A 14,243-nucleotide genomic window follows, 5' to 3' on the forward strand; every position below is an offset into this window, starting at 1 on the left:
GGGGTGGATGTAGAGCGAGCGCTTCCCCTCGTAGATGCAGTCGACAGGGCACTCCTCGATGCAGGCCTTGTCCTTCACGTCCACACAGGGCTGGGCGATCACGTAGGTCACGAGTGGCGATCCCTTCGACTGGCGTCGGGTGACGGGGGGCGGACCGCCCCGGCACGGGGCGCGGGCGTCTGCGCACCTAGTATCCCTCAGGTGACCCAGGAGTCGGCACCGTGGACCGCCTGGCCGCCGGGTGTCCGTGTCGTGGTGCGGCGTCGGCTGGCCGAGGGCGGCCTGTCGGACGTGCTGGGCGACCTGCTCGAGACCGGGCCCGAGGGCGTGCGCGTGCGGACGCGACGGGGCGAGGTGACCGTGCCGGCGGCGGACATCGTCCTGGGCAAGGTGGTCCCGCCGCCGCCGCTCCCCCGGCACCTGCGCGGCGGCTGACGACGGCGCACCTCGGCCCGGGGCGCCGGCCTCAGCCCGGGGGCGGGGTGGGCGCCGGCGCGGGCTCGGTCCCGGGCGCCGGGCCGCAGACGACGGCGTTCTGCGGCTGGTAGCGCCACGTGTCGGACTCCTCGGACTGCACCTCGCCCTGGAGCAGCAGACGGCGCGTCACGGTCACCCGGAACCCCGGGTTACCGGCCGCCTGGGCGATGCAGTCCGGCGCGGTGGAGTACACGGTCGTCGGCTGCACCACCTCGGACCGACCCGAGGTCGAGTGCTGGACCTCCCAGTGCGGGGTGCTCCACGCCGCCACCCACAGGCGCCCGTCGGCGACCCACGACTGGAGCAGGACGCCGTAGGGCGTGTTGTTCCCGATCTTGACGTCCAGGACGCCCTCGTAGATGGTCGCCTCCCGGCCCTCCGGGTACCTGCTGAACCAGTAGGAGTGCGGCCGGTGCTCGACGTCCTCGAGCCCGGCGAAGAACCCGGCGTTGTAGACCGTCGTGCCCATCTGGGACAGCCCGCCCCCGACGCCGTCGGTGAGCACGCCGTTGACGACCACGCCCGCCTCCCGGTAGCCACCGGCCGGGGTGATCGGGGCGAGCGTGTCGGTCAGCGAGAAGACCTCGCCGGGCCGGATGAGCGTGCCGTTGACCTTGCTCGCCCCGACGACGAGGTTGTGCGTGCGGTCGGCGTCGGACGTCACCGGCGTGGAGAACTCCGAGACCTTGGTGGTGACGCCGAGCTGCTCCAGCGCCGCGGTCGACTGGGCCGGGTCCACCTGGACCAGCTCGACCTCGACGGTGCGGTCCTCGTCGCGGCCCGTCCCGGCCGCGATCACGCCCTCGGCGAGGGCCTGCGGGTCGATGGACGACCCGGCCACGCCCGGCACGATGACCGGGACGCCGCCCTCGAACGCGAACGAGGCGTCCGTCGCGGGCGTGAGCAGGTTCGTCGTCCGCGCCAGGACCGCCTCGGACAGCGCCTCGCCGTCCATCTCCAGCTCCAGGTCGCCGTCCTCGGTGACGACGAAGGTGGCGGTCGCGGCGAGCACGTCCACGGGCAGCTCCGCGAGCTGACCGGCGACGCTCACGGCCACGGGGGCGTCGACGAGCGGCCGGGCCAGACCCGTGAGGGCGCGCTGGACGTCGTCGTCGGTGACGGTCGGCTCCACCGGGCGGCTGGGGAGCTCGACGGGGCGCGCCGCGGTGAGCCACTGCTCGGAGAGCACCTCCCGGGCGGCCTCCGCGTCCAGCTCGGTGCCCGCGGCGGCCGGGGTGGCGCTCGGCTGGCCGTCGACGAAGCCCAGCGTCGCGTCGACGGGGGCGGTGCCGAGGGAGACGTCCAGGTCCTCGACGGCCCGGCCGAGGGCGTCCTCGTCCACGCGGGTCACCGCGTCCGCCTCGCCGACGCCGGCGAGGTGCTGCCAGAGCCTGGACGGGGCGAGGCTGAAGCCCGTCAGGCCGTCGACGGTGGCGGGGACGTCGAGCTCCAGCCCGGCGGTCGCCGGGTCGACGGTCGTGCGTCGCTCGCCGACGGCGACCGGGATCGGGTCCTGCGTCGCGGGGCCGAGGTCGGCCGTCAGCCGCTCCTCCGCCTCCTGCGACGAGAGCCCGCCGATCGCGACTCCGGCGACGGTCGTGCCCCGGGGGACGGTGTCGCCCCACGCCCAGAGAGCGCCGACATAGGCGGCGGCGACGACGACGAGGACGGCCGCGACGATCGCGACAGCGCGCGGCCACGAGCGGCGGGCCGGCTCGTCGGGGAAGGCGTCCATGGGCGAGCCACCACCGACCCGGGCCTGCTGGTCGGTCTGCTTCGACATGCTCCTGCCTTCCCCTGCCTGCGCGCGTGTGCGGGCGGAGTCTACGGCGCGGGGCTGACAGCGGGACGCCGCCGCTCCGGGGCGGCGCGGGGCTCGTCGGAGAACCACCGCCGCGGCAGGAGCGCGACGAGGGCGACCGTGAGGGCTCCGGCGTACCAGACGACGCCGAGGGGCTGGAGGGCGACGAGGACGTCGCCGCCCGGCCCGGGTCCGCCGAGCAGGCTCACCGCGGCGAAGACGCCGAGCGCCACCGCGAGCATGCCGGCCCACCCGGTCCAGGCGCGCGCGAGCACCCCGGCCGACAGGACGCACAGGAGCGCGAGGACGAGGCCCCACGGCGGCTCGGCGCGGTGCACGCTCGTGCCCACGACCCCGACGACGAGGCCGAGCAGTCCGGTCCCGAGCAGGCGGAGGAGCGCCCTGCCGGAGAGCAGGGGCGGTGCGGGAGGTCCGGCGTCGGGCACGGCGTCAGGCTACCGGCGCCCGACGGGGTGCACGCCCGCCGGCCAGGCCACCCCGTCGGCACGACCGCGGGCGAGCACGTACGACTCGTGGGCGAGCACCGGCTGGAGCACGGCGTCGCTGAGGGCGAGGCGCGCGACGGCGGCGCCCTCCCCCGGCTCCCTGCCGACGCCCTGCACCTGCGTCACGTGCGCACCGAGCGCGGCCAGGACGCGGTCCAGCACGGGCGCCACGGGGACCCGCAGGTCGACGGGGCCGACCACGACCGCGGACGGCCGGGCGGTCGCGTCCACCACCGTCAGCCCCGCGCTCCCCCCACCGTGGCGGGTGCGCAGCTCCGCCAGCGCGGCCCCCCACGGCTCCTCCTCCACCACCGTCCACAGGACGACGGGGACCTCCCACCGGTCGGCCTCCGCCCCCGCGGCCAGCTCGACCGCGCGGTGCAGCACCTCGTGGGCCCGCACGTGGTCCGGGTGCCCGTAGCCGCCACCCGGCTCGTAGCCGACGACGACGTCGGGCCGCCGCGACCGGATGACGTCGGTGAGCCGGCCCGCCGCGTCGTCCAGGGACACCCGGACGAACGCGTCGGCCGGCACGTCGTCCGCGGCGGTGGCGCGGCCGGCGGCCGCCCAGGCCATGCCGGAGTCGGCGAAGCGCGCTGTGCCGGACCCCGGGTGCGGGACCTGGTCGAGGAAGACGTGGTCGCGCACCCCCAAGGCCCGCAGCGCCGCCGCGAGCTCGCCCTCGCGGTGCGCGGCCAGCGCCGGACCGTCGCCCTCGAGGTGTCGCAGGTCGGCGGGGATCACCTCGCCCTGCTCGCCGCGCGTGCAGGTCACCACGGTGACCGGTCCACCGGCGGCCGCCCAGGTGGCGAGCAGCGCGCCGTTGGACAGCGTCTCGTCGTCGGGGTGGGCGTGGACCGCGAGCAGGCCCGCGGAACCCGTCCGGCCGTCATGGACCACCGCGAGCCCGCTCGTCAGGCGCGCTTGGCCCGGGCGGTCAGGCGAGCCCGGTCGGTCTGGTCCAGGACCACCTTGCGGATCCGGATGATCTCCGGGGTCACCTCGACGCACTCGTCCTCGCGGGCGAACTCCAGGGACTCCTCCAGCGTGAGCTTGCGCGGCGGCACGAGGTTCTCGAACGAGTCGGCCGTGGAGGACCGCATGTTCGTGAGCTTCTTCTCCTTGGTGATGTTGACGTCCATGTCCTCGTTGCGGGAGTTCTCCCCGACGACCTGGCCCTCGTACACCTCCTGCGTCGGCTCGACGAAGAACGAGCCGCGCTCCTGCAGGTTGATCATCGCGAAGGGCGTGACCTTCCCGGCCCGGTCGGCGACGAGCGAGCCCGTCGTGCGGGTCTCGATCGGCCCGGCCCAGGGCTCGTAGCCGTGGGCGAGCGAGGACGCGATCCCGGTGCCGCGCGTCTCGGTGAGGAACTGCGTGCGGAAGCCGATGAGGCCGCGCGCCGGGACCATGAACTCCATCCGGACCCAGCCCGTGCCGTGGTTGCTCATCGTCTCCATGCGGCCCTTGCGCTGGGCGAGGAGCTGCGTGACGGAGCCGAGGTACTCCTCCGGCACGTCGATGGTCATGTGCTCCATGGGCTCGTGCACCTTGCCGTCGACGACCCGGGTGACGACCTGGGGCTTGCCGACGGTGAGCTCGAAGCCCTCGCGGCGCATCTGCTCGACGAGGATCGCCAGCGCCAGCTCGCCGCGGCCCTGCACCTCCCAGGCGTCCGGGCGCTCGGTCGGCAGCACCCGCAGCGAGACGTTGCCGACCAGCTCCGCGTCGAGGCGGTCCTTGACCTGCCGCGCGGTCACCTTGTGGCCCTTGCCGCCCTTGCCGGCCAGCGGGGAGGTGTTGATGCCGACGGTCATCGAGATGGCCGGGTCGTCGACCGTGATGAGGGGCAGCGGGCGGGGGTCCTCGGGATCGGTGAGCGTCTCACCGATGGTGATGTCGGCGATGCCCGCGACGGCCACGATGTCGCCCGGTCCGGCCTCCTGCGTGGGGACCCGCTCGAGCGCCTTCGTCTCCAGCAGCTCGGTGATGCGGACGTTCTGCAGGGTGCCGTCCGCGCGCGCCCAGGCGACGGTCTGGCCCTTGCGGATCGTCCCGTTGAAGACGCGCAGCAGGGCCAGGCGCCCCAGGAACGGCGAGGCGTCGAGGTTGGTGACGTGCGCCTGGAGGGGGGCACCCTCGTCGTAGGTGGGCGCGGGGATCTTCTCGAGGATCGTCGCGAACAGCGGCTCGAGGTCCGGCGAGTCGGGCAGCGAGCCGTCGGCCGGCTGGTGCAGGGACGCGCGCCCGGCCTTCGCCGCCGCGTAGACGACCGGCACGTCGAGGATCGAGTCGAGGTCGAGGTCCGGCACGTCCTCGTGCAGGTCGCTCGCCAGTCCCAGGAGCAGGTCGGTGGCCTCGTGGACGACCTCCTCGATGCGCGAGTCGGGCCGGTCGACCTTGTTGACGACGAGCACCACGGGCAGCTTCGCCTCCAGCGCCTTGCGCAGGACGAAGCGGGTCTGCGGGAGCGGACCCTCGCTCGCGTCCACGAGGAGCAGGACGCCGTCGACCATCGACAGCCCACGCTCCACCTCGCCGCCGAAGTCCGCGTGACCGGGGGTGTCGATGACGTTGATCGTCACGCCGTCGGGCTCACCCGCAGCCGCCGCCGACGGGCCGCGGTACCGCACGGCCGTGTTCTTGGCGAGGATCGTGATGCCCTTCTCGCGCTCGAGGTCCCCGGAGTCCATCGCCCGTTCGTCGACGTGGGCGTGCGCGCCGAACGCACCCGCCTGCCAGAGCATGGCGTCGACCAGGGTGGTCTTCCCGTGGTCGACGTGGGCGACGATGGCGACGTTCCGGAGGTCGGAGCGCACAGGCATGCGGGTACTCGTCTCGTGAGGGGGCGGGGGCGACGGCGCGGGCCCGGTCCGCGGGACCGGTTCCGCTCCCGGGACGGCAGGATGCCACCGGGGCCGGGAGCGACGTGCTACCGAGGCACGGCGGCGGTCGAGTCTACCCGCCGCGAGCCACGGCCACGAGCCCAGCCGCCCGCCCTGCCCACCGGGACGACGACGGCGCGCCCCCGGGTCGGGGACGCGCCGTCGTGGGTGTGCCGTCGGGTATGCGCTCAGGAGCGGACGGAGGAGCCTGCCGCCGTCGCGCCGGCCTCGCCCGTGGCGCTGTGCACGCCCTGGCGGACGAGCTCCTGCTCGAGCAGGCGGTCCCGCTCCTCACGCCGGAGCCGCTGCTCGTTCGGGTCCGGCACGGGGACGGCCGCCAGGAGACGGCGGGTGTAGTCGTCCGTCGGTGCGCGCAGGATCTGGTCCCGCGGACCCTGCTCCGCGATGCGGCCCTTGTGCATCACCGCGATGCGCCGCGACAGGATCTCGACGACCGCGAGGTCGTGGCTGATGAACAGGCACGCGAAGCCGTACTCGCGCTGGAGCTCCTGGAAGAGGTCCAGCACCTTCGCCTGGACCGACACGTCGAGCGCCGACGTCGGCTCGTCGGCGACGAGCAGCTTCGGGGACAGGGCGAGGGCGCGCGCGATGCCCACGCGCTGCCGCTGGCCGCCGGACAGCTCGTGCGGGTACCGGTTCCGCATCGTGCGGGACAGGTGCACCTGGTCCAGCAGCTCCTCGACGCGGCGGTCCAGCGCGGCGCCCTTGAGCAGCTTGCGCAGCTTGAGCGGCTCGCCGATCGACTCGCCGATGGGGAGCCGGGGGTTGAGGGAGGAGCCCGGGTCCTGGAAGACGATCGAGACGTCCCGACGCACGTCGCGCAGGGCCTTGGCGCCGATCCCCTTCATCTCCGTCCCGGCGACCGTGAGGGAGCCCCCGGTCACCGGCAGCAGGCCGACGACGGCGCGGCCGACGGTCGTCTTGCCGGACCCGGACTCACCGACGAGGCCCACGACCTCGCCCTTGCCGATGGTGAAGGAGATCTCGTCGACGGCCCGGAACGCCGGGACCCGACCGCGGCCGGGGTACTCCAGCACCATGTCGACCGCCTCGAGGGCCGGGACACCCTCGGGCAGGGGGGTGGTCGGGATCTCGACGGGGCTGGTGGTCGCCGCGGGCGTCCCGGCGGTCGCGCCGGTCCCCTCCGGGCCCTCCATCGGGGCGTCCTGCAGCACGCCCGCCTCGTCCGCGCGGCCGAGGTGCGGCACCGCCTGGAGCAGCTGCAGGGTGTAGGGGTGCTGCGGCCGGTAGAAGATCTCCTCCGCGGTCCCCCGCTCCACGACGTGGCCGTTCTGCATCACCAGGACGCGGTCGGACAGGTCCGCGACGACGCCCATGTCGTGGGTGATGAGGATGATCCCGGAGTCGATCCGGCTGCGCAGGTCCCGCAGCAGCTTGAGGATCTCGGCCTGCACGGTCACGTCGAGGGCCGTGGTCGGCTCGTCGGCGATGAGGAGCTTGGGGTCGCACGCCAGCGCCTGGGCGATCATCGCCCGCTGCCGCTGGCCACCGGAGAGCTGGTGCGGGTACTTGTCCACGGAGCGCGTCGGCTCGGGGATGTCGACGAGGCGGAGCAGCTCGATCGCCCGCTCACGAGCGGCGCGCGGACCCATGTCGAAGTGGACGCGCAGCGTCTCGATGATCTGGAACCCGATCGTGTAGACGGGGTTCAGCGCGGTCATCGGCTCCTGGAAGATGACCGCGACCTCCTTGCCGCGGACCGAGGACAGCTGCTTGTGGCTGAGCCCCACGAGCTCACGACCGGCGAGCTTGGCGCTCCCCGTCGCGCGGCCGTTCTGCGGGAGCAGGCCGATGAGGGACATCGACGACTGCGTCTTGCCGGAGCCCGACTCGCCGACGATCGCGAGGACCTCGCCCGCGTGCACGTCGTAGTGCATGTCCACGGCAGCGGGGAACCACTCGCCCTCCACGAAGAACTCGACCGTCAGGTCTCGGACCTCGAGGATGGGCGCCTTGGTCGGGGTGGACTGGTCAGCAACCACGGGAGATCCGTGTCCTTTCGTGCGGGGTGGCACCGGGTTCGCCGGTGCCCTCGCGGTGGTCGGCGGCGGCCTGTGCCGCCGGCGGTGGTGGGACGATGTGGGGGTGACGAGCGACGAACCGGTGGAGTTCCGTGCCCGCTTCGGCCAGGTGCTGACCGTGGTGGCGGCGGTGGTCTGCGTGGTCACCTTGGTGGCCATCGCCGTGGAGGACACGGTGGCCGCCCTGCGCTGGGCACCCGTGCTGGCGCTGGTGGCCACGGGCGTCTGGGCCTTCTACGGACGCCCCGCCGTGGTGGTGGACGCCGCCGGGGTGGAGCTGCGCAACGTGACCCGCACCGTCCGCCTGCCCTGGCCGGCCGTGCAGCGCGTGGACACGAAGTACGCCCTCACCGTGGAGACGGCCTACGGCACCTACGCCGCATGGGCGGCTCCCGCCCCGAGCCGCAGCACGACGGTCCGCGCCACGCCGGAGGACACCCGGTACCTGCCGGAGTCCTCCTACATCGGTGGCGGCCTGCGACCGGGAGACCTCGCCGGGACCGCCTCCGGTGACGCGGCCGCGTACATCCGACGCTGCCTGGACCAGCTGCGCGACGCGGGGCACCTCGATGAACCGCGGCTGGAGCGCGACCGTCCCGAGGTGACCTGGCACGTGCTGCCCGGCCTGCTGCTGGCCGGCCTCACCGCTCTCGCGGTGCTGACGCCCCGGCTGCTCTGACTGGACGCCCGACGCCGGACGGCGCGCCGGCCGTCGGCGCGGCGAGGTCAGGGGACGCGGACCCGTCCGTGGCGCGGTGGTGCGCGACGGACGGACGGACGCCTGGGGGCGCCCCACCGGTCAGGCCTTCGCCTTCCGCTGCGCGCTATTCATCTTCCGCTGGGACGGGATGCGGCGCTGACGCGGGTCGAACGCGTCTCGCAGCCCGTCACCGATGAAGTTGACGCACAGCGCGATGGCGACGATGAACAGACCGGGCCACCAGAACAGCCACGGCCGGGTGTTGAACGCGGTCTGGTACTCGCTGATGAGGGTGCCGAGCGAGACGTTGGGGAACCGGATCCCGAAGCCGAGGTAGCTCAGTGCCGTCTCGAGCAGGATCGCGGAGGCCATGAGCAGCGTCGTGTTGACGATGATCACGCCGACGGCGTTCGGCAGCATGTGCTTGAACATGATCCGCACGTTGCTCGCCCCCGCGACCCGCGCGGCGTCGACGAACTCCCGCTCGCGCAGGGACAGGAACTCGCCCCGCACGAGACGTGCCATCGACGTCCATGTGACCAGCGCCAGGGCGACCGCGAGGACCACCGGGGTAGCCTGGCCGAACCGGGCACCGAGGATCGCGCCGATGACGATCACCGGGATGGTGATGACCATGTCGGTGAAGCGCATGAGGATGTTGTCCACCCGACCGCGCAGGAAGCCGGCCGCGGCGCCCATGAGGATGCCGATCGACGTGGCGACCAGGCCGATGACGACCATGACCATCAGGGAGATCTGGGTCCCCCGCATGACGCGGGCGAACACGTCCTGGCCGATGTTGTCCTGGCCGAACGGGTGCGGACCGATCTGGAAGCCGCCGTCCTGCATGCCCATGGTCGGGGAGCCGCCGGGGTTGACGACCGGCGTCAGCTGGTTGGGGCCCCACTGCCACCAGCCCGGGACCGGGCCCCACCCGATGGAGGTGGTGACGAGGACGATGATGCCCAGGAGCGCGAAGGACGCGACCATCGCGCCCCGGTGGCGGACGAACCGCCGCAGGACGATGCGGCCCTGCGAGAGGCCCTCGACCTCCTTGAGCTCGATCGCGTTCTCGGTGTTCTGGACGGGGTCGTGGTGGACCGTCGTGTCGGGCGTCTGAGGCACGGGGGTGGTCATGCGTTCACCCGGATCCTGGGGTCGAGAGCGGCGTAGATGAAGTCGACGATGATGTTGGCGAGCACGAGCATCGTCCCGATGACGAGGAAGTAGCCCATCACGACGTCGATGTCCCGGTTCTCCAGCGCCTTGAGGAACAGCGTGCCCATGCCGCTCCACGCGAAGATCCGCTCGGTGATGATCGCGCCACCGAAGAGGGCGGCGATGTCGAGCGGGATGATCGTGGCCAGCGGGATGAGCGCGTTGCGGAACGCGTGGCGCATCGTCACGACCCGCTCGGGCAGCCCCTTGGCGCGCGCCGTGCGGATGTAGTCCTGGTTCATCACCTCCAGGAGGCTGGCGCGGGAGTACCGCGTGTACGCCGCGAAGGAGATGAGCGTCAGCGCGATGGTCGGCAGCAGGAGGTGCGTGAACGTGTCGAGCGTCCGCACCCAGTAGTCCCCGCCGAGGCCCGGTGTCTGCGCGCCGATCGTGGCGATGGGCCGGCCGCTGACGCGGCTGCTGTTGTTGTAGGGCTCCCAGACCGCCATGACGCGGTCGACGAAGATGAGGAAGCCGACGACGAACGCCGTGATGCCCGCGGCGCGCATGGACTGCCCCCGGTCGGGGCCGCCGTACAGGAACCCGACGAGGACGCCGACACCGACGGTGACGACCGCGAGTCCGGCGATCATGAGCCCGGTCGCGTACGGGAAGAGGAACTGCAGCGGGTACCAGAGCAGGGCACCGATGCCCACGACGGTCAGCGTGGACCACAGCGCGCGACGGTTGCGCAGGCCGGCGGCCAGGGCGGTGATCGCCACGGCCGCGCCGGCTCCGAGGAGCGCGATGACGACGGGCCCGAGGCTCGGGTCGTTGAGCCAGCCGGTCGCCGTCACGAACCACACGACGGCGCCGGTGGCGACCGCGGAGACGGCGAACGTGAGCGCGCGACGACGTCGGTCGCCCGCGATGACGGCCTGCCAGATCAGCCCCGCGACCACGGCGATGGCCAGGATCGTCGGCCAGGACAGCGTCGGGTCGGCGAGGAAGTCGTTGAACCCGATGGCGCCCCAGAGCTTGAGCAGCACCGCGACCCAGAAGGAGGGCAGCGAGTACAGCAGGAAGGACCCGAAGGTGACGCCGTAGTCGAAGCCGGTGTACTGACGCAGCGCCGACGTGATGCCGACCGTGACGCCGAGGAGGATCGCGAGGACGACCGCGACGGACATGAGCTGCAGCGAGGACGGGATGGCCGTCGCCAGCAGGTCCGGCGTCGCCTGCCCGGTGACCCAGCTGCCGCCGAGGTCGCAGCGGCCGATCGCGCAGCCGGCGACACCGCCGAGCCACGAGAGGTAGCGCAGCGGCGGCGGGACGTCGAGGTCCAGCAGGTCGATCCGCGCCTGGATGAGCTGCTCCTTGTTGGGCGCCGTGCTCGTCCGCAGGTCCTGCAGGAAGTCGAGGCTGTACGCCAGCAGCATGTAGACGATGAACGTCGCGCCGAGGAGGACGACGGCGGAGGACAGCAGGCGGCGACCGATGAAGGTGATCATCGGGGCGCTGGCCCGGAGCCGTGCGCGCGGGCTGCCGGCGCTGACCGGGACGGCCGACACGGCTGCGTCGCCGTCGACGCGTGTAGAGGTAGCCATGGGGTGGTGGACCTCGCTGGAGAGATATGTCGTGGTCTCGGGGAGGCTACAGGACCGTCGAGGGATCGGGACGGTCCAGGGGTCCCCCCGGGCGGGCGGCGTCGAGCCGCCCCGGGAACGCCGGTGGGGTACCGCAGTCGCGGACCGCGGTACCCCACCGGGTGGTGCGTCGTCACGGCGTCAGGCGACGCCGATCAGCTGGTGCGGGAGCTCACTCCTCGGCGGCCTCGTCGGCAGCGCCGATCTCCCACTCCCAGTAGTTCCAGAAGATCGTCGGCGACAGCGGGATCGTCTTGACGTTCTGGAGGGTGTCGCGCCATGCGACGACGCCCGGGAACTGGAAGATCGGGACCGAGAAGCCCTGCTCGTTCAGACGCTCCTCGATGAGGATCGTCAGCTCGGTCTCGCGCTCCGGGTCCGTGTTGGTGGCCATCTCGGCGTACCACGCGTCGATGTCCGGGTCGGAGAAGCCACCGAAGTTGTTCAGACCGCCGGTGACGTAGTTCGCCTCGGAGTTGAGCGCGAACGTGTTGGTCGACTGCCAGCCGAACAGCGACGCGTCGTACGACGCCGTGTCCGTCAGGCGCGAGCCCCAGTTGTCGTCGCCCTCGTCGATGACGTTGAAGCCGACCTGCGAGGCCGAGGCCTGGATGAGCTGGTACTCGTTCGCCCGGCGGACGTTCGAGGCACCGTAGAGGAACCGCACGTCGATCGGCGTCGTGACGCCGGCCTCCTGCAGCAGCGCGATGGCCGCCTGGCGGTTCGCCTCGTCACCCTGGGTGTAGAAGTCGGAGCCGTTCGCGGCGACGACCTCGTCGTACGCGGGCGAGCCCGGGACGACGGTGTGCGAGTTGCGCATCTCGGCGTCCTCCTGGAGTGGCTTGATGAGCTTCTCGATGATCTCCTCGCGGGGGATCGACAGGAGGAAGGCCTGGCGCACGGCGCGGGCCTTCTCGGCGTCGCCACCGTAGGCGGCGGGGTCGAACGGGCCGCCGTTGTTGAAGATCACGTCGACGTGCTCGTACGTGCCCTCGGCCTGCGTCGTGTACTGGACGCCGTCGATGCCGTCGAGCGTCGCGAGGACGTCCACCGAGGACTGCGGCTGGATGAGGTCGACCTCACCGTTCTGCAGTGCCGTGACCGAGGCCAGCGGGTCCTCGGAGTAGCGGATCGTGATCTCGTCGATCGTCGGGATCGGGCCCCAGTCGTAGTCCTCGCGCAGCTGCAGCGTGAGGTACTGGTTCTCGACGTACTCGGTCATGACGTACGCGCCGGAGGAGAGGAAGAGGCGCTCGTCCTCGGGCAGCGAGGTGAAGTTGAAGGACTCGTTCCAGGCCTTCGCCATCGGGGAGAGGTCCTCGGTGACGCTCTCGGTGAACGCGTCGATGACGCGCTGCTTGCCCTCGGCCGGGTCCTCGACCTCGAGGGCCACGCCCGCCAGCGCGTGCGCGGCGATCGGCGACGGCTGGATGGAGATCTCCCAGTCCGAGCGCGGCGTGTCGTACACGAAGGTGATCGTGCGACCGTCCTCGCTGATCTCCGGCGCCTCGGTGATGAGGCCCATCGCGACGGAGGAGGAGTCGAAGTAGACGCCCGCGTCGATGGCGTCCTGGTTGGAGATGTTGCCCTCTTCGTCGTACTCCGGCTCGACGTTGTCGAAGGAGTCGTTCTGGGCGCCCCACCACAGCAGGACGTCAGCGGCGTCGACGGGGGTGCCGTCGGACCAGGTGACGCCCTCGTTGATCGTGTACTCGACGGTGAAGGGGTCCTCGCTGACCACCTCGTACGTCCCGAAGTCCTCGTTCTTCGCGAGGTTCAGGTCGCCGTCGTAGTAGTTGAACGAGCTCTGCGTGAGGTACAGGACGTTCGCGTTCGTGGTCGCGTTGCCCGTCGAGGTGAGGTTGTTCTGCGCGTAGAACGGCTGGTTCCAGCCGATCGACATCGAGGTCGACTCCTCGATGGGGTTCTCGGCCTCCTGGGTGGGCGTGGCGCACGCGCTCAGCACAAGCGCGCCCGTCGCGACGATGGCACCGGTGGCACCGATTCGCCTCAGCTTCACATTTCCTCCTGACAAGGATGCGGCGGAGACCCGGAGCCGGCGCGGGGCCGGCTGGCCCCATGGCCGCGTCCCCCAGGACATCCACCGATGGATGGCGGGGAGCCTACCCCCGGATATTCCGGCATCTGGGACACGTCATCACCCGGAAGCCGGATCGTTACCACTTCGATACTGGGTGGTACGTCTCGGGAAGTGAGACATGCGTGCAGGTCGGGAAGCCGCACGCCGCGCAGGCGACGCGCCCGCACCGCCGATATCGCCGGTCTCCGGCCGGTTCGACGACACGATCCGTCGTCGAACCGCGTTCTCCCGCGTGCTAGCACATCGGAACGTTCCGTGCCGAGTGCTGAGATCAGGGCGGCTCCACAGCCCAGAACGAGGTCGCGCCGCGCCCCTCGGCGGCCACCGCCACGTCTCCCGTGCCCTCCCGCAGAGTGCCCGCCGGACCCGGCACCGCCGCCCACAGCTGCACCCCGTCGGCGAGCCGGACGACCGACGGCCCCCCCAGCACGTCGCCCAGCAGGACCCGCCGGGCGTCCAGCAGCAAGGACCCCGCCGGCGGCTCTCCCCCGGCGTCCCCGGCCGTGACCGGCCGGACCCACGACTCCTCCCCCGTCCTGGCGTCCACCTGGACCAGCACCCCCGGCTCGAGCACGACGAGCCCTCCGGCCACCCGCGCCACGGTCCGCCATGGCCGGACCGGCCGTTCCCACAGGACCGCCCCACCCGGGACCTCGACGGCCGTGAGCCTGCCGGCCCTGTCGAGCAGGACCACCTCGGGCGCCGAGCCGTCGTCCGCGAGCTCCTCGACCGGTTCGCCCGCCAGGCGCACCCGCGACGCCCCGGCCCGGTCGGACCAGGTCCCCTCCCCCGCCCCGTCCCACACCACGGCGCCCACCGTGGAGACGACGACGCGGGCCGGCCGGCCGGCCTCCGGCGCCGCCCGGAGCGGGACCACGACCGCGCCGTCCGCGGCGTCGAGCACGG

11 protein-coding genes and 1 pseudogene are annotated in these 14,243 nt (G+C 72.4%); 2 read left to right on the top strand and 10 right to left on the bottom strand.

Going from position 1 to position 14,243, the window contains the following annotated elements:
* Positions 1-111: pseudogene (locus N866_RS07700) on the bottom strand (ferredoxin); the annotation flags it as partial.
* Between the two features lie 90 nt (positions 112-201).
* Between N866_RS07700 and N866_RS07705 the strand changes: the two are divergent.
* Positions 202-435 (top strand): putative acetyltransferase, encoded by a 234-nt coding sequence (locus N866_RS07705; protein WP_034224959.1) that lies wholly within the window; start codon positions 202-204, stop codon positions 433-435.
* A 31-nt stretch (positions 436-466) separates the two neighbouring features.
* Here N866_RS07705 and N866_RS07710 read toward each other — a convergent pair whose 3' ends face one another.
* The 5 genes from N866_RS07710 to N866_RS07730 all read right to left on the bottom strand — a co-directional run bounded on the left by N866_RS07710 (position 467) and on the right by N866_RS07730 (position 7,693).
* Positions 467-2,260 carry a VanW family protein gene (locus N866_RS07710; RefSeq protein ID WP_052022564.1) on the bottom strand — a complete coding sequence of 598 codons (1,794 nt, stop codon included), beginning with the start codon at positions 2,258-2,260 and terminating at the stop codon, positions 467-469.
* A gap of 41 nt (positions 2,261-2,301) precedes the next feature.
* Positions 2,302-2,724 carry a hypothetical protein gene (locus tag N866_RS07715; RefSeq protein ID WP_034224960.1) on the bottom strand — a complete coding sequence of 141 codons (423 nt, stop codon included), beginning with the start codon at positions 2,722-2,724 and terminating at the stop codon, positions 2,302-2,304.
* Between the two features lie 9 nt (positions 2,725-2,733).
* Positions 2,734-3,684: a PIG-L family deacetylase gene (locus tag N866_RS07720; RefSeq protein WP_052022566.1), complete on the bottom strand. Its 951-nt coding sequence runs from the start codon at positions 3,682-3,684 to the stop codon at positions 2,734-2,736.
* Positions 3,685-3,698: 14 nt separating this feature from the next.
* A complete protein-coding gene (gene typA, locus N866_RS07725; protein WP_034224961.1) occupies positions 3,699-5,609 on the bottom strand; it encodes a translational GTPase TypA in 1,911 nt (636 codons plus the stop codon).
* 248 nt (positions 5,610-5,857) lie between these two features.
* On the bottom strand, positions 5,858-7,693 hold the full coding sequence (locus tag N866_RS07730; protein ID WP_081802440.1) for an ABC transporter ATP-binding protein: 1,836 nt from the start codon (positions 7,691-7,693) through the stop codon (positions 5,858-5,860).
* A 103-nt stretch (positions 7,694-7,796) separates the two neighbouring features.
* Between N866_RS07730 and N866_RS07735 the strand changes: the two genes are divergently transcribed.
* Entirely contained in the window at positions 7,797-8,411 is a 615-nt protein-coding gene (locus tag N866_RS07735; protein ID WP_245612431.1) for a PH domain-containing protein, read from the top strand.
* A gap of 120 nt (positions 8,412-8,531) precedes the next feature.
* On the opposite strand, the gene N866_RS07740 is transcribed toward N866_RS07735, so the two are convergent.
* From N866_RS07740 to N866_RS07755, 4 genes are all read right to left on the bottom strand, one after another.
* The gene (locus N866_RS07740) at positions 8,532-9,569 is read right to left on the bottom strand and encodes an ABC transporter permease (RefSeq protein ID WP_034224962.1); all 1,038 of its coding nucleotides are present in this window, start codon (positions 9,567-9,569) and stop codon (positions 8,532-8,534) included.
* Complete coding sequence (locus N866_RS07745; protein ID WP_034224976.1) at positions 9,566-11,101, bottom strand: ABC transporter permease; 1,536 nt, start codon at positions 11,099-11,101, stop codon at positions 9,566-9,568. Before N866_RS07745 ends, N866_RS07740 begins: the two co-directional genes overlap by 4 nt.
* A 307-nt stretch (positions 11,102-11,408) precedes the next feature.
* Positions 11,409-13,256, bottom strand: a complete 1,848-nt coding sequence (locus N866_RS07750) for an ABC transporter family substrate-binding protein (protein WP_034224963.1) — start codon at positions 13,254-13,256, stop codon at positions 11,409-11,411.
* Positions 13,257-13,608: 352 nt separating this feature from the next.
* On the bottom strand, positions 13,609-14,243 hold a 635-nt coding region (locus N866_RS07755), incomplete at its 5' end, for an outer membrane protein assembly factor BamB family protein (RefSeq protein WP_162177302.1).

Origin of the sequence: Actinotalea ferrariae CF5-4 (assembly GCF_000603945.1) — a bacterium.
Taxonomy (GTDB): Bacteria; Actinomycetota; Actinomycetes; order Actinomycetales; family Cellulomonadaceae; genus Actinotalea; species Actinotalea ferrariae.